This window comes from Arthrobacter sp. UYCu511 (genome assembly GCF_040547105.1).
Classification (GTDB): domain Bacteria; phylum Actinomycetota; class Actinomycetes; order Actinomycetales; family Micrococcaceae; genus Specibacter; species Specibacter psychrochitiniphilus.
Genome location: NZ_JBEPPB010000004.1, coordinates 151,705 through 167,319 on the forward strand (window position 1 = coordinate 151,705; position 15,615 = coordinate 167,319).

A 15,615-nucleotide genomic window follows, 5' to 3' on the forward strand; every position below is an offset into this window, starting at 1 on the left:
TAGTGGACGTTTCCCGCTGACACCTTGGCCACCGGGGATGAAACGAAAGACGGATTGTGCTTACACTGATTTTGCTCGCCAACACTGACCCTGCCATCCCTACGCAGCCGGGCCTGCGCCCTGGCCTGACCGAAGATCAAATCACGCCGGGACTGCTGGGCTTTGTCATGACCTTCAGCATTGTGGTGATCATGTTTTTCTTGATCCGTGACATGGTCAAACGCGTTCGCCGCGTCCGTTACCGTGCACTGGTGGAGGAAGAACGCTCGGGAGTCCCCAGTGAGTACCTGGGCATCCCCATCATGTCCGAGTCTGACATGTTAAAGGCCAGCTACCAGAACGCCTTCAAGGACAGTGTGCCCGAAGCGAGTGCACCCGAGAGTTCTGTTCCTGAGAATGCCACGCAGGAGAACGACGGCGGCGCACCGCGGCCCGTGCACACCCCCGGCCCGGGCGAGAAGTAGCCGGATCTTATGAACAGGCTGGCGGGTGAACCTAGCGCTTACCTTCGCCAGCATGCTCATAATCCAGTGGCCTGGCAGCCTTTTGACGAGGCTGCCTTTGCCGAAGCAGTGGCACGTGATGTACCCATTTTTCTTTCAGTGGGCTATGCCGCGTGCCATTGGTGTCATGTCATGGCGGGGGAGTCCTTTGAAGACCCCGCCATTGGCGTCTACCTGAACCAGCATTTTGTCTCCATCAAGGTGGACCGTGAGGAACGCCCCGACGTGGATGATACCTACATGGCCGCCACCCAGGCACTGAGTGGCCAAGGTGGTTGGCCCATGAGCGGTTTCCTCACCCCGGAGGGCAAAGCCTTCTACGCCGGCACCTACTTCCCGCCCCAACCCGTCAGTGGTCAGCCCTCTTTTGCCCAGGTTTTGGAAGCGGTGGAAGAGGCCTGGCGAATGCGCCGTGACCAGGTGGAAGAAACAGCACAGTCCCTGGCCGAAACCCTCGCCCAGCCGCTGTGGCAGGTGCACACAAACGTGCGGGACGCCGTGGAACTTCCCACAGGGCAGGGCCCGGACTGGCTGGGGCCGGGCGAAAAAGCGTTGGCGGCCATGGCTGCGGCCGAAGATTTGCGTCACGGCGGGCTGGGTCAGGCCCCGAAGTTCCCGCCCACCCCGGGCCTTGAATTCCTGCTCCTATTGGCCACCTCCGGAACCCAAACGGCCGCGCAGGCGCGTGGTTTGGCGGGGCGGACACTGGGCGCCATGGTGCATTCGGCTCTGTTTGATCAGTTGGGCGGCGGCTTTGCCAGGTACAGCGTCACAGCTGACTGGTCAGAACCGCACTACGAGAAAATGCTGTATGACAATGCCGGGCTGCTGCAGGTGTTGGTGCGGTGGATAAGGCTGCTTGAGAGCGAGCCGTTGGAAGATCAAAATTCCTGGGTTGCAGCCTGCCCGCCTTCCGTTGCGCCGCTGGGAGGCGCTGCAGCCCGTGAGGCCGCAACAGCCACGGTGCACTGGCTCCTGACGGAACTGCGCCTGCAAGGTGGCGCATTTGCGTCCTCCCTGGATGCAGACACCGTGGTTTCGGGCGTTCACCACGAGGGTGCCAGCTACCAGTGGAACATGACGGAATTGCAGGACGCGGCGCGTGAAATTGAAGAGAATTCAGCTGCCGCGCTGGACCTGGCAGCTGCCGTGGGACAAGCCATGGGGATTAGCGCGGACGCCGGTGCCGGTGATTCCCATCCGCTGCATCCTGGAGCGCCGTTGACTGGGCGCCAGCAACAGCAATGGCAACAGCTCAAGCCCGCCCTGCTGCGGCGCCGGGCCACCCGGATCATGCCAGCCCGGGACGATAAAGTGGTGGCGGCCTGGAATGCCATGCTCATGCGTGCCCTGGCTGAAGGCGCCATGGTACTTGAGGAACCCACGTGGCTGGTGGCCGCCGTGGAACTGGGAGAATATCTGCACTCTGTCCACTGGGATGGGACACTATCTCGGGTTTCCCATGACGGGGTGGCCCGCGGCATCAAGGGGCTACTGGAGGATTATGCAGCCTGCGCCAACGGGTTTTTGACACTGTATGCGGCCACGGGGGATACCCGCTGGTTTGAGTTTTCCGGGGAACTTGTGGCGGCGGCGGAGCAGGAATTCATTGTAGATTCCGTGGTGTTCAACCAGGGCGCTGCGTCCGCCGGACATCCGGTGCAGGGATCGCGTTGTGCCGATCCCTTCGACAACGCCACAACAGGCGGGGTGGCGTTGCTGGCGGAGGCGTTCACCACGTGGTCGGCATACACCGGATCCGCACGGCATCGGGCCATGGCGGAGAGCATGCTGGCAACAGTTCCGGAACTGGCCGCCCGGGCGCCTCGATCTGCCGGAGGAATGCTCGGTGCCGCGCTAGCACTAGCTGCCGGGCCGTTGGAACTAGCCATCGTGGGAGCCCCTGGGGAGCTACGGGAAGCACTGATACGCCAGGCATGGCTATCTGGATCGCCCGGGATGGCCCTTGCTGTGGGGGATGGCGTTGACACGCAAACAGTGCCACTGCTGGCCGGGCGCACAGCGGCTAGCAGCCCGCTGGCCTATGTTTGCAGGAATATGGTCTGTGCGCGCCCCGTTGAAAGCCCCGAAGAGCTCCAACAGCTCGTAGGCCGCCCGCACCGCGTCAAGGCAGAATAACGGCCGTCTGCGCACTGCGGAGACGGCTGTGGGGAGACGGCCGGTAGGTAACGGTGCCCAGAAGACGGTGCCCAGAATATGGTGCCTAGGAGAAGACCACCAGGACCACTGCCACAAAGTGGGTGGCGAAGGCTGCCACAGTGAGGGCATGGAACAACTCGTGGAAGCCAAAGTGGAGGTGGCTGAAATTGGGCTTCTTGATCCCGTAAATGACGGCGCCGGCAATGTACATGGCCCCGCCCAGGCAAATTAGCAGCGTGGGTACTACCCCTGCTGCCCAGAATTCGGGGAGAAAAAACAGGGCTGTGATGCCCAAGAGCACGTAGATCGGGACGTAGAGCCAGCGTGGGGCGCGCACCCAGGCCACACGGAAGATGACTCCGGCGATGGCGCCAATCCAAATCATCCACAACAACAGCGTGGCGGTGGGTCGGGGCAGCATCAAGTAGGACAGCGGCGTGTAGGAGCCGGCAATGACCAGCATGATGTTGCTGTGATCGAGCCGTTTAAGAATGGCCTTCGCTTTTGGAGACCAAGTGCCAAGGTGATAGAGCGCACTGGTGCCAAAAAGCAGTACGCCAGTAAATACATAAATGGCGCACGTGATTTTTGCCTCGGAACTCGGTGCCAATACCACCAAAATGATGCCTGCCACCAGAACCAACGGAGCAGTTCCAGCATGTAGCCAGCCGCGCCAAGAGGGCTTGTGTTCCGTGTTTGAAAGAGTGCTCATGGCAAAAATCATATCCCGCGCACCCATAGGGCTACCGGTGAGTAACAAGTATTTTGCTTTTTCTTGGCAGGATTCCCCGGTGCGTGCGGGTAATCTAGATCTAGCAAGATTCGTACGGCCGCAGGGCCATCATTCGCAAAGGTCCGGTGCATTCTCATGCGGTTGTCCACCGCGTCCATGCGGATGCCAAAGATTCTCTACAACTTCTATGAACGGCGCTTGGCAAGATCTCTTGATCTGGACAGCGTGCCCGGGCACATTGGTGTCATGGTCGATGGCAACCGCCGCTGGGCCAAACAGTTCAATGCCCCCACCAGCCAGGGTCACCAGGCCGGTGCGGATAAGATTCTGGAATTTTTGGGCTGGTGCCAAGACCTCGGCATCAAGGTGGTCACGCTCTATATGCTTTCCACCGACAATATGAGCCGCTCGCCCGAAGAGCTGGATGAGCTCATGGCCATCATCGCCAACACCCTGGATGTACTCGACGCCGACGCTGACATTAGCGTTCACGCCATGGGCGCCCCGGAACTACTGCCCGAATATTTGGCCGCCCGGCTCTCCACACTGACTGAACGGGTCCCGGCGCAGGAACGCATCCACGTCAACATGGCTATTGGCTATGGTGGCCGGCGTGAAATTATTGACGCCGTCCGGGAACTCCTCCATGACGCGGACTCCGCGGGGCGCACCATGGCGGAGGTTGCCAACTCTCTGAGTGTTGATGACATCTCCAAATTTCTCTATACCCGCGGCCAACCCGATCCTGATCTGGTGATCCGTACCTCGGGGGAGCAGCGCCTCTCCGGGTTCCTCATGTGGCAGAGCGCCTATAGCGAGTTCTACTTCTGCGAAGCGCTCTGGCCGGCCTTCCGCAAGATCGATTTCCTCCGCGCGCTGCGCGACTACGCGGGCCGCAGCCGGCGCTTCGGCAGCTAGGCCAGCGCGCAGTGCAGAGCCATCACCGCTCCGAGATACTCCTTGCCGCCGTCCTTTCCAGCGGTGCAGGATTTGTTGATGCCGTGGGATTCATTCATTTGGGCGGCTACTTTGTCTCCTTCATGAGCGGAAACTCCACACGGGGTGGCACGGCACTGGCCCAAGGCAACTGGCTGGGCTTCGCCCTCGCCTTCGGGCTGGTGGCCGCGTTTCTCATAGGGGTGGTGAGTGCCTCGATCCTGCGCCGGATGGTCCCGTCCCGTAAACGGATGGCGGTGCTGCTGTACGTGAGTGCGGCACTGGTCTGCGCCGTCGTACTTTTTGATCTGGGGCTGGGGGGATGGCTTGCCCCGGCCATCATGGCGCTGGCCATGGGCGCTGAAAACGTCATTTTTGAGCGCGACGGCGAGGTCAGCATCGGTCTGACCTATATGACAGGCACGTTGGTGAAAATGGGTCAGCATCTGGCCACAGCACTGACCGGGGGGCAACGGTGGCTGTGGCTGCGCTATGGCCTGCTCTGGCTCTCGCTGACGGCAGGCTCCATCATCGGCGGCTTTGCCTACCTGACGCTTAATCTGAACGCCTTGTGGATTGCCGTGGCCGTCCTGGTTCTGGCGGTTCTGATCAACGGCAGGATTAGCTGGCACTCACCAGGAGCCCCTGAGGTTTCCGGAGGTTCTTAGACCCTCCGGAGGGTTGGAGCAGACGTGGTTGAAACCATGAACCTTGAACAGCAATCCCAGCGCCGGCACACAACGGCCGCCTTGCGTACGTACGTTATTGACACCTTTCGTTTTACTCTCGGACCCACGGGCGGTGACACGTTTCGCCGAGCACCAGGTGGTGGTGCCGATTGTGGTGGTCGCCGAGTTGGAACGCAAGCGCCACGACCCCGAGTTGGGCTACTTTGCCCGCACAGCACTGCGGCTCTTGGATGAGTTGGGCGCAGCTCATGGCGGCTTCGCCACAACCATTGCTCTAGGGCACTGCGGCTGGAGTACCGCAATGAACTCGTGGCAGATTCGGGATGGACTGGGGTGGCAGAGGTGCAGCCATTGACCCATATCCGAGGCCGCTCCCTCCACGATTCATTTGTCATTGTGGATGAGGCTCAGTCATTGGAGAAAAATGTGCTGCTGACCGTCATGAGCCGGATAGGCCAGCGATCCAAGATTGTCCTCACCCACGACGTCGCTCAGCGGGATAACTTGCGGGTGGGCAGACAAGACGGCGTGGTGGCGGAAGTGGAAACACTCAAGGGGCATCCACTATTTGGCCATGTGACACTCACTAGGAGCGAACGCTCGCCTATTGCGGCGCTCGTGACGGAGTTGCTGGAACGGGCAGAGATCTAGGCTACTGATCCGGGCCCAGTTCCCACGGGATGTGGGCCCGGACATCGGTCAAGCCCATGCTGACCTCTTCAAAAAGGTCATCGAGCATGTACTCATCAATACCCAGAAGCACCATCCAGTGCCCTGCCCCGGCACTGTCGCCATCGAGTGACTGGGAGGCCACACAAATCCCCGTCTCCAGATCGATGCGGACGGCTGTGCGGCCCGGAAACAGCAGCGGCGCGTCAGCAAAGAGCGGACGGTAACTTGAATTAGGTGTGAGCACCGCTTCCACGGCGTCCCTGCCGTGGTGAGTTACCACGGCGATGTCCGCAATTTCAGCCACATTGGCGAAGGGTGCTTCCAACGGAACAGGGCGTTCCCCTGTCAGTTCCACCGGATCGAGGGCTGCAGCGGCCCGGCCGGAGCCATAGGCGGGTTCGCCGTAGCGAGCCTCGGGGCGGCGCACCACGAATCCTTGGCTATCTTTGACTGGATTGACCAGTGAGGGCTGCAGTAGCCACGGTTTGCGGCTTCCGCTGATAAAGAGGGAGTCCCGTGATTCATTGATCTTGGTGGTGCTGGCCAACAACTTCCCCTCCAACGTCTCTACCCGCAACGCTCCGGGACGGCGCACCCAGCAATTTATGGACAACGTGGGATCTTTGTCTTCGAGCAGCCCGCGCGTGCGCTCATCAATGCCGGGAGTAGTCTTTACTTCGGCGCCAGCCACAGCTAGCGGCACCCACGAGTTTCCGGAGCCACCGTAGACGGAGTTGGGAAACTTCCTATGCAGTTCAAAGCGCACGCTCTGCCAGCGCCACGGGGAGGAGCGGGCAAGATGTCGAAAGGCATCGGCAGTGAAGGTGGGGGCACTCATATCCACAGCTTAGCCCCGTGGCTGGCCATTTTGGCCCGCAGCAGGAGGCAATGGCGTAGCATCGCGCTTATGGTCACAAGACTGCTGGATTTCTGGGAAGGAAACTCCCTGGCGCTGCTCTGTGCTCTCGCCGCCAGCCTGTATCTGCTGTGGCTGGCCCTGGTGCTGAGCGTTATCGATATCCGCACCCATACCCTCCCCAACCGTTATGTACTTCCGGCCTATCCCATTGTTGCGGCGTTGCTGCTGACGGCAGCCATAGCTGCTCAGGCACCAGGGCATGCGCTCCGGGCCGCCGGCGGAGCGCTGGCCATGGCTGGCCTGTATTGGCTGTTGTGGGCGATCTATCCGGCCGGGATGGGTTTTGGGGATGTGAAACTGGCAGGAGTGTTGGGCCTGTTTCTGGGATTTCTGAGCTGGCAACATGTTGTTTTCGGGATTGCCGCTGGATTTGTTGCCGGCGGGCTTTGGGGCATGCTGCTGATTGTGAGCCGCAAAGGCACGGCCAAAACGGCAATACCCTTTGCCCCCGCCATGATCGCTGGCACACTGGCCACCATGCTGCTGCTCCCTGCCTGAACACACGCCGCCACAGTTAGCGGTCCTCCCATTTGGGGTGATCACACCAGTAGGGCGGCCGTCTCCGGAGGCAGCGCCACCAGATGGAAGGTGCCGCTGCCTCAGCGGTGTCATCCCCTGGGGATAGGCTGGGCACATGGGATCACCGGAATACATTCTCAAGCTCCGCGAAAAGATCGGCCATGATCCGCTCTGGCTCCCGGGGGTGCGCGCCGTAGTTTTTGACGACACCGGCCAGGTGCTGTTGGGCGAGAGGGCTGATACCGGTGGCTGGGCGCTCATTACCGGTATCTTGGAGCCGGGGGAGGAGCCGGGCCCCGGCATGCTGCGCGAAATACTGGAGGAGACCGGTGTGAGTGCCCGGATTGAGCACCTGCTGGGGGTGGCGGCCGTGGGGCCTGTCACTTTCCCCAACGGCGATGTCTGTGATTTCCTGAACATCGAGTTTATTGCCCGCTACGTAAGCGGAACGGCCTGCGTCAATGACGACGAATCCCTCGCCGTAGGCTGGTTCGCCCTGGACGCACTCCCACCCCTGCGCCCTGGCCATCTGGACTGTATTCACCGGGCGCTCGCCTTCAATGGCGAACCTCACTTCCAGCGCTAGCGAGGCTTAGGCACGGAAGGCGGGTGCCGCCGTCGTACCTTTTTCAAGTACGACGGCGGCACCCGCCTCGCCAAGGGCGGACTAAGGTTTGTCAGGGCCTTGCGCAGACTCATCCTTGGCGAGTAGGAGAGTGTCCGTGCCGCTGGGGTCCGTTGCTGATGCCGGATTGCCGGAAGCAGCCTTGTTCGCGGTGCGCTCTGCCTCCAAACGCTCGGCTTCGGCACCGCCTACGGCCTCGCCGCGGGCCACCATTCCGGAGGTGTCTGAGAGCGGAATAACCTTCATGAAGATGGCCAGCACCAAGGCCACTGCCATGAATGGAACCAGGTACCAGAACACGGGGGCCAGGGAATCGGCATAGGCGTTGATGATGCCGTCCTGGATGGACTGCGGCAGTTGGTGCAGCGCCTGCGGGTCAAGGCTGGACATGGAGTTGCCAGCGTCTTCCGGGGACGCGCCAGCTTCGGTGAAGACCTTGGTGAGTGACTCGGCCAGGCGGGTGGTGAACATGGCACCAAAAACGGCCACACCCAATGCGGAACCAACTTCACGGAAGTAGTTGTTGGTGCTGGTTGCGGTGCCCAGCTGTGCAGGCGGCACGGAGTTCTGTACCACGATGACCACGATCTGCATGATCAAGCCAATGCCGGCACCGAACACGAACAGCTGGGCACAAATAACCCAGATGGGGGTCTCGGCGGACAGTGTGGTCAGCCACAGCATGGCAATCATGGTCACGAGAGAACCGGCAATGGGGAAGGCCTTGTACTTGCCGGTCTTGGACATGCGGATACCGGACCAGATGGAGGTGCCTATCAGGCCCACCATCATGGGCAGCATCAACAGTCCGGAGACGGCGGCGGAGGTGCCCGTGGACATTTGCAAGAACGTGGGCACAAACGCGATGGCGGCAAACATGCCCATGCCCAGTACAAAACCAATGGCCGTGGAGTTCAAGAAGATGGGGTTCTTGAACAGGGACAGCGGGATGATGGGATCTTCTGCCCGGGCCTCGGTGGCGATGAACAGGGCAACGGCTGCGATCATGCCGGCGCCCCAGCTCCACGTTGTTAGTGAAGTCCAGCCACCGGCCTTACCGCCGAAATCGGTGAAGAAGATGAGGCAGGTGGTAGCGATGGACAAGAACACCACACCCATGAAGTCAATCTTCTGTGTGGCTTTCTTGGAGGGCAGCGTCAGGGCAAAGAATGCCACGATGAAAGCGGCAATGCCGATCGGGATGTTGATGTAGAACGCCCATTCCCAGGTCAGGTGGTCTACAAAGTAGCCGCCCAGCAGGGGCCCGGCAACGGCGGAGAGGCCGAAGATGGCGCCCAGCGGGCCCATGTACTTGCCGCGCTCATTGGCAGGGACAATGTCTGCAATGATGGCCTGCGAGAGGATCATCAAGCCGCCACCACCCAAACCCTGCATGGCGCGGAAGATCACAAAGCCCCAGAAATCCGTGGCAAACGCGCAACCAATGGAGGCGAGGGTGAAGATGGCGATGGCGGCCAGGAACAGGTTCCGCCGTCCCAGGATGTCACCCAATTTGCCGTAGATGGGCATCACAATGGTGGTGGCCAGCAGGTACGCGGTGGTGATCCACGTCTGGTGCTCTACACCGCCGAGCTTGCCCACAATGGTGGGCATGGCGGTGGAAACAATGGTTTGGTCCAGACTCGAGAGCATCATTCCGGCGATCAGCGCGGAGAAGATGATCCAGATCCTCTTTTGGGTCAACAGGAGGGGTTCCCCTGCTTTGAGTGCAGTACTCATGGAGTTCCTTCAAAGGTGGTGTGTGACAAGGTGAAAAGTTTTTGGGCCGTGGTGATATTCGCGGCGAGGAGGCAGGCGTAGGAGGAGGTGTTGTCCTCGGAAAAGAACGCCATGCTGGCACGCTGTGAACAAGTACCGAAGAGGGCTGCTGCCATGCGGGCCATCGGATCGTCTACGGGAAGCTGTTCGCGTTGGGCTATCAGTTCGGCGAACTCCTGCTCACGGGCATGGGCACTTCCTATCACCTTGATCATGAGCTGGGGTTCTTTTTTCATGGCCGCCAGGAGATCCTGAATGTGTTCCCTGGAGAAGTCCATTTGCTCCGTCATGGCGCAGGCGAGGGTAAATAAATCCTGCACGAGGGTGGTGCTCAATGGCCACGGTTCACCTGCGGGATTGCCTTCGGGGTCCTTGTCCGCTTTTCCGCACGCAAGAAATACAGCCATGGCATCTGCAGGAAATTCATCTTGCAAGTAGCCGATGATGGCGTCTTCCTTGGACGGAAAATAGTTGAAGAACGTCCGCCGGGACACCCCAACTTCTTCACATAATTGCTCTATGGTGAAGCCGTTGAGGCCGCTCTGGGCAGTAAAAATCCGCGCCGCCTTGGTGATGGCGGAGCGGGTTGCCTCGCGTTTGCGGGCGCGCAGGCCGGGGGCCTGGCAGAGTTTTGCACTTTCAGTCACAAAGTAAAAGTTTGCACTATTAACCGCAAAGTGCAAAATCTAGACGTGGTGAGCTGTGCCATAGGCCCGCGGCCTTTAGAAACGGCGGAGGGACCCGCTCCATGTAAAGTGCAGCGGGTCCCTCCGTGGCGGTGCTGAGTGCGCGGTGCTTAATGCGCAGTGTGCAGGAATTACTTGGGTGCGCGAGTCATGGCCATGACGTCCAGGCCCTGATCCAGCTGGTCCATGGTCAGTTCGCCGCGGTCCACGAAGCCCAGAGCCAGGACGGCTTCACGGATGGTCAGGCCTTCCTTGATGGCGTGCTTGGCGATCTTGGCGGCGTTCTCGTAGCCGATGTACTTGTTCAGCGGCGTCACAATGGACGGTGAAGCCTCCGCCAGGAAGCGGGCGCGCTCAACGTTGGCACTGAGGCCGTCAATCATCTTATCCGCCATGACACGTGAGGTGTTGGTCAGCAAGCGGATGGACTGCAGCAGGTTCGCGGCCATGACCGGGATGCCCACGTTCAGCTCGAAGGCGCCGTTGGTGGAGGACAGCGCAATGGTGGTGTCGTTGCCAATAACCTGGGCGGCAACCATGATGGCGGCCTCGCAGATCACGGGGTTGACCTTGCCGGGCATGATCGAGGAGCCGGGCTGCAGATCGGGGATGGAGATTTCGCCCAGGCCCGTGTTGGGGCCAGAGCCCATCCAGCGCAGATCGTTATTGATCTTCATGATCGAGTACGCAATGTTGCGCAGCTGGCCCGAGGCCTCAATGAGGCCGTCGCGGTTGGCCTGTGCCTCGAAGTGGTTGCGTGCCTCGGTCAACGGCAGGCCGGTGTCCTGTGCGAGCAGGGCAATGACGCGCTGCGGGAAACCAGCGGGGGTGTTGATGCCCGTGCCAACCGCGGTGCCGCCGAGGGGGACCTCTGCCACGCGGGGCAGGGCGGACTCCACGCGTTCAATGCCGTAGCGGATCTGGGCGGCGTAGCCACCGAATTCCTGTCCGAGCGTGACGGGGGTGGCATCCATCAAGTGGGTGCGGCCGGACTTGACGATGTCCTTGAATTCCTCGGCCTTGCGCTCCAGTGATTCAGCCAGGTAAGCAAGGGCCGGAACAAGATCATTGATCAGGGCGGAGGTGGCCGCAACGTGGACCGAGGTGGGGAACACGTCATTGGAGGACTGTGAGGCGTTGACGTGATCGTTCGGGTGCACCACCTTTTCGGAGCCGGCAGCAGCCAGGGCCTTGTTGGCCAGAGTTGCCAGGACCTCATTCATGTTCATGTTGGAGGAGGTTCCGGAGCCGGTCTGGAAGACGTCGATCGGGAAGTCGCCATCAAACGTGCCGGAAGCTACCTGATCGGCGGCGCCCTCAATGGCGCGGGCCAGCTCAGCATCCAAAACACCCAGTTCGGCGTTGGTGGTGGCGGCAGCCTTCTTGATGCGCGCCAAGGCTGCAATGTGGGCTGACTCCAAGGTCATGCCGGAAATGGGGAAGTTCTCCACAGCGCGCTGGGTCTGGGCACTGTACAGGGCGTTGGCCGGAACCCGGACCTCGCCCATGGTGTCATGTTCAATACGGAATTCTTGTGCGGAGGCCGCGGCAGTATCAGTCATGACATCCACCCTATCGCCGCCGCCCCCAGGTTCGAAAACCCTGCCCGTGTCCACCCGGGGATTCGCGCAGGCCAGCCATTGACGAAAGGCGGGGAAGAGAGCGGCACGTACGTTCCGCTCTCTTCCCCGCCTCAGCGTGGGGGGCGATAAATCTGGGGTACTAAGGCTCGCGTATTAGCCGTGGATGTGGCCGTTGCTGTAGACAAGATCGGCCGTGCCGTCATTGAGGCGGTACGTCAGGCCCACCACTGCTGTGCGCTGGCGGGCAACGGCACTGGCGATAATGGGGGAGTTTTCCACCAGGCGGGCTGCCGTCTGCTTGACGTGCTCTTCTACCATGTCATTGACGGAACTGCCCTGATCCTTGCGCAGTGACGCCAGCACCGAAGGGGTGATGCGCTCCACGAGGTCGCGGACAAAGCCGGCAGGCATCTTTCCCGTGTCCACGGCGGACTTGGTGGCCGTGACAGCACCGCAGCTGTCGTGACCGAGCACCACAATGAGCGGCACATCCAGGTATTCCACGCCGTACTCCAATGAGCCCAGGGCGGTGTTGTCCACAACATGACCGGCCGTGCGCACCACAAAAGCATCGCCCAAGCCGAGGTCAAAGATGATTTCAGCGGCCAGGCGCGAATCTGAGCAGCCAAAGATCATGACGAAGGGGTGCTGATCGGAGAGCAGTGAGGTGCGCCGGGCAGCGTCCTGGTTGGGGTGGTTGGAGGTGCCACTTACAAACCGGGCATTGCCATCCATCAACGTCTCCCAGGCTTGCGCCGGAGTTTGAGGGTGCATTGCGATTGCGATTGCGGTGCTGTTGCCGTCTTCTCCACCGGTCATGAGTTGTTGCCCTTCGTAGTTGAAATGCTGGAGCTGGAGTTGGAGCGTGCCGGTCCGGCGGCGGGGTTGGTGGTGCCAGCCCCAACCGGTGCCGTGCTGCTGACGTTACTTGCCGTTGCTAAGCGAGTCGGTCGCGGCCTTGGCCAGGAAGTCAAAATCGGCGAAATCCGCAGCACCAGTCAAAATGACGGTGTTATCTCCGGAGTTCAAGATCAAGCTGCGGTCCCCTTTAGGTTTATCACGCACTTCCCACTCGTGCCCATTGATGGCCCGAGTGCCCGTAATAGGGGCGTTGGAAGACTGGTCTGCTGTCCACGTGGGGTTGGCCGTGATGGACTGGCGCAAGGCAATGAAAGTGTTACTTGCCGTGACGTAACCAACGTCCCAAAAAGCCACACCATCTGCACCGGCAGGGTTCCACCGAGCGTAGTTGGCGTACCAACCATCGGGCAGAAGCGGGGCCACAGGGGCAAAGCCGGCCGTATCTGCGGCATGCTTGGCAACCGCGGAGACGTCAATGTCCATGCGGTAGCTTTCGGCTTTTTGCTGAGGGTTAAGCCACACAATAGTCAGCACAATGGCGATGGTGGAGAAGATGGCCAAGAGCATGCCAACCAGTGAAGCATTGGCGCGTTTTGCTGCTCCGGCGGCAATGGTGGGCTTGAAGGGCGGGGTAGGGCTGGAATCACTCACCTCCCCATCTTCCCAGATGTGGAGAGCCAAAGCGTCCCGCTGGAGGCGCTGTGGCGCACTTCACGGCTTTTTGTTTCACGCAGTCACCTATGATTGCTTGAGTAGGCAATAAAACGCCAGGACTGCGTGCAAAAGCGCACAGCAAAACTGCGCCTACCTGAACAATGGGGTTTAAACGTGGCTGAAAAAGCAGCACAGATGGATTATTCGCAATTGTCCCGATCATTGGCCGTCGGTGACGATGAGCCGGACCGCAACCTGGCGCTGGAACTGGTCCGTGTAACGGAAGCAGCCGCCATTGCAGGTGGCCACTGGGTAGGTTTTGGCGAAAAGAACCTTGCCGATGGTGCCGCCGTGGACGCCATGCGCTCGCTCCTTTCAACTGTCCACTTCAACGGTGTTGTGGTCATTGGGGAGGGTGAAAAAGATGAAGCTCCCATGCTCTATAACGGTGAAGTTGTTGGTGACGGATCCGGACCAGAGTGTGATGTTGCTGTTGACCCGATTGACGGCACCCGGCTGACCGCCATGGGCATCAACAATGCTCTCGCCGTTTTGGCTGTGGCTGAGCGGGGCACCATGTTTGATCCCTCCGCCGTGTTTTACATGGAGAAGTTGGTGACGGGCCCCGAGGCTGCGGACATGGTTGATCTGCGCTTGCCCGTGAAGCAGAACCTGCACCTGATTGCCAAGGCCAAGGGTGTGAAAATTAACCAGCTCACGGTGATGGTCCTTGACCGTGACCGTCACCAGGGCCTGATCCAAGAAATTCGCGACGCCGGTGCCCGGACCAAGATCATCCTCGACGGCGATGTTGCCGGGGCCATTGCTGCTGTCCGCCCCGGTACCGGTGTTGACGCTCTCATGGGTATTGGTGGAACCCCTGAAGGGATTGTGGCGGCCTGTGCCATGAAGACCCTGGGCGGCGTCATTCAGGGCCGGCTCTGGCCCACTGACGATGACGAGAAGCAAAAAGCCATTGATGCCGGCCACGATCTTGACCGGGTTTTGTCAACGAATGACCTTGTCACCAGCGATAACTGCTATTTCGCAGCCACTGGCATCACTGACGGAGACCTGCTCAAGGGTGTCCGTTACGATAAGGGCCGTGTCCTGACCCAGTCCATCGTGATGCGCTCCAAGTCCGGAACCATCCGCTTCGTGGAGGGCGAACACCAGGCAGCCAAGTGGGAGACCTACGCCCGCCGCGGCTAACCACCAGCTAACGGAGCCGGGTCACGCGGCCTGCGGGACCCGGCACCAGCAGTAGCCGGTAGGGTTGAAGCATGACTTTAAGTGTTGTGCCGTGCCTTGTCCGTGACGAGTGGGATGCCGCTGTGAACTCGCAGCAGGGCCACCCCATGCAACTGTGGGGTTGGGGTGAGACCAAAGCTGCCCACAACTGGAGTGTGGATCGTGTTTTGGTCAAGGACGGCCAGATGCTTGTGGGCTCCGCACAGATCCTGCTGCGCTCACTGCCCGTACCCTTCCGCTCGTTGGCGTACCTCGCGAGGGGACCACAGGCGGAGCCGGGCCGGGAGCATGAAGTGCTTGACGCCGTGGGCCGGTATGTGAAGGCCACCCATAAATCCGTGGCGCTGAGCATTGAACCGGATTGGGACGCGGATACCGTGGCCGTGGCCACCCTGCCCGCAACGGGCTGGAGTCCCAGCCCCACCAGCATCCTCATTCCGCGGACCCTCATTTTGGATCTGACCCGCACCGAAGAGCAGTTGCTGGCGGCCATGAGCAAGAAGACGCGCCAGTACATTCGCAAGTCCAGCCGGGAGGCGCTGGTGTACCGCGCTGTCACAGCCGCCGAGCTTCCCCTGTGCATGGCCGTGTACAAGGAAACCGCCCAGCGTGCCGAATTCGGTATCCACGAGGACGCTTATTACAGTGACATTTGGGCGAATTTGGCGCAGGGATCACCCATCTATGGCGCGTTTGACGGCGAGAAACTGGTGGCATTCCTCTGGCTCGCGGCAAGCGAGTCCACCGCGTTTGAGCTGTATGGCGGCATGAGCGAGGAAGGCAGTGTGCTGCGGGCAAACTTCTCTCTGAAGTGGCTGGCTATCCAGGAGATGAAGGCGCGGGGGATACGCCGTTACGATTTCAACGGCCTGCTCAATGACGGTGTTTCGAAGTTCAAATTTGGCTTCGCCGACCATGAGAACATGCTCGCAGGCACCTGGGATCTGGGGCTTTCTCCGCTGTACCCCGTGTTCGCCAAGGCCCTTCCCGTGGCACGCCGCTCGCTCAAGAAGGTCCGCGGACTGCTCAAGCGCTGACGTTCGGG

Annotated in this window: 16 protein-coding genes and 1 pseudogene; 10 read left to right on the forward strand and 7 right to left on the reverse strand. The window is 60.6% G+C overall.

Annotation, left to right across the window (positions count from 1 at the left end; translation table 11 throughout):
- The first annotated feature begins 56 nt into the window (after positions 1-56).
- Together ABIB48_RS07860 and ABIB48_RS07865 are read left to right on the forward strand one after the other, a co-directional pair.
- Positions 57-464: a hypothetical protein gene (locus ABIB48_RS07860; RefSeq protein WP_110104659.1), complete on the forward strand. Its 408-nt coding sequence runs from the start codon at positions 57-59 to the stop codon at positions 462-464.
- A 9-nt stretch (positions 465-473) separates the two neighbouring features.
- On the forward strand, positions 474-2,642 hold the full coding sequence (locus tag ABIB48_RS07865; RefSeq protein ID WP_354212643.1) for a thioredoxin domain-containing protein: 2,169 nt from the start codon (positions 474-476) through the stop codon (positions 2,640-2,642).
- 85 nt (positions 2,643-2,727) lie between these two features.
- On the opposite strand, the gene trhA is transcribed toward ABIB48_RS07865, so the two are convergent.
- On the reverse strand, positions 2,728-3,375 hold the full coding sequence (gene trhA / locus ABIB48_RS07870; RefSeq protein WP_354212644.1) for a PAQR family membrane homeostasis protein TrhA: 648 nt from the start codon (positions 3,373-3,375) through the stop codon (positions 2,728-2,730).
- 177 nt (positions 3,376-3,552) lie between these two features.
- Here trhA and ABIB48_RS07875 point away from each other — a divergent pair, with 177 nt between their 5' ends.
- The 4 genes and pseudogenes from ABIB48_RS07875 to ABIB48_RS18050 form a co-directional block, all read left to right on the forward strand.
- On the forward strand, positions 3,553-4,314 hold the full coding sequence (locus ABIB48_RS07875) for an isoprenyl transferase (RefSeq protein ID WP_110104932.1): 762 nt from the start codon (positions 3,553-3,555) through the stop codon (positions 4,312-4,314).
- Between the two features lie 11 nt (positions 4,315-4,325).
- The gene (locus ABIB48_RS07880) at positions 4,326-5,000 is read left to right on the forward strand and encodes a YoaK family protein (protein ID WP_354212645.1); all 675 of its coding nucleotides are present in this window, start codon (positions 4,326-4,328) and stop codon (positions 4,998-5,000) included.
- Between the two features lie 163 nt (positions 5,001-5,163).
- The gene (locus ABIB48_RS18045) at positions 5,164-5,376 is read left to right on the forward strand and encodes a hypothetical protein (protein WP_502914117.1); all 213 of its coding nucleotides are present in this window, start codon (positions 5,164-5,166) and stop codon (positions 5,374-5,376) included.
- Positions 5,352-5,672: pseudogene (locus tag ABIB48_RS18050) on the forward strand (PhoH family protein); the annotation flags it as partial. The gene ABIB48_RS18045 and the pseudogene ABIB48_RS18050, both read left to right, overlap by 25 nt.
- A 1-nt stretch (position 5,673) precedes the next feature.
- Here the strand turns inward: ABIB48_RS18050 and ABIB48_RS07890 are convergent.
- Positions 5,674-6,531 carry a hypothetical protein gene (locus tag ABIB48_RS07890; protein WP_354212646.1) on the reverse strand — a complete coding sequence of 286 codons (858 nt, stop codon included), beginning with the start codon at positions 6,529-6,531 and terminating at the stop codon, positions 5,674-5,676.
- A gap of 69 nt (positions 6,532-6,600) precedes the next feature.
- Between ABIB48_RS07890 and ABIB48_RS07895 the strand changes: the two genes are divergently transcribed.
- Both ABIB48_RS07895 and ABIB48_RS07900 read left to right on the forward strand, forming a co-directional pair.
- Positions 6,601-7,110 (forward strand): prepilin peptidase, encoded by a 510-nt coding sequence (locus ABIB48_RS07895; protein ID WP_354212647.1) that lies wholly within the window; start codon positions 6,601-6,603, stop codon positions 7,108-7,110.
- A gap of 136 nt (positions 7,111-7,246) precedes the next feature.
- Positions 7,247-7,717, forward strand: coding sequence for an NUDIX hydrolase (locus ABIB48_RS07900; protein WP_354212648.1), 471 nt, complete (start codon positions 7,247-7,249; stop codon positions 7,715-7,717).
- 81 nt (positions 7,718-7,798) lie between these two features.
- Here ABIB48_RS07900 and ABIB48_RS07905 read toward each other — a convergent pair whose 3' ends face one another.
- From ABIB48_RS07905 to ABIB48_RS07925, 5 genes are all read right to left on the reverse strand, one after another.
- Positions 7,799-9,496: an MDR family MFS transporter gene (locus ABIB48_RS07905; protein WP_354212649.1), complete on the reverse strand. Its 1,698-nt coding sequence runs from the start codon at positions 9,494-9,496 to the stop codon at positions 7,799-7,801.
- A complete protein-coding gene (locus ABIB48_RS07910; RefSeq protein ID WP_354212650.1) occupies positions 9,493-10,182 on the reverse strand; it encodes a TetR/AcrR family transcriptional regulator in 690 nt (229 codons plus the stop codon). The genes ABIB48_RS07905 and ABIB48_RS07910 overlap by 4 nt, the downstream gene beginning before the upstream one ends.
- A gap of 170 nt (positions 10,183-10,352) precedes the next feature.
- Positions 10,353-11,783 (reverse strand): class II fumarate hydratase, encoded by a 1,431-nt coding sequence (locus tag ABIB48_RS07915; RefSeq protein WP_354212651.1) that lies wholly within the window; start codon positions 11,781-11,783, stop codon positions 10,353-10,355.
- Between the two features lie 174 nt (positions 11,784-11,957).
- Positions 11,958-12,623 carry a carbonic anhydrase gene (locus tag ABIB48_RS07920; RefSeq protein ID WP_281268032.1) on the reverse strand — a complete coding sequence of 222 codons (666 nt, stop codon included), beginning with the start codon at positions 12,621-12,623 and terminating at the stop codon, positions 11,958-11,960.
- Between the two features lie 105 nt (positions 12,624-12,728).
- On the reverse strand, positions 12,729-13,316 hold the full coding sequence (locus ABIB48_RS07925) for a DUF4245 domain-containing protein (protein ID WP_315914193.1): 588 nt from the start codon (positions 13,314-13,316) through the stop codon (positions 12,729-12,731).
- Between the two features lie 198 nt (positions 13,317-13,514).
- Here ABIB48_RS07925 and glpX point away from each other — a divergent pair, with 198 nt between their 5' ends.
- A complete protein-coding gene (gene glpX, locus ABIB48_RS07930; RefSeq protein WP_110104929.1) occupies positions 13,515-14,531 on the forward strand; it encodes a class II fructose-bisphosphatase in 1,017 nt (338 codons plus the stop codon).
- Positions 14,532-14,602: 71 nt separating this feature from the next.
- A complete protein-coding gene (locus ABIB48_RS07935) occupies positions 14,603-15,607 on the forward strand; it encodes a lipid II:glycine glycyltransferase FemX (protein ID WP_354212652.1) in 1,005 nt (334 codons plus the stop codon).
- Positions 15,608-15,615: the final 8 nt, after the last annotated feature.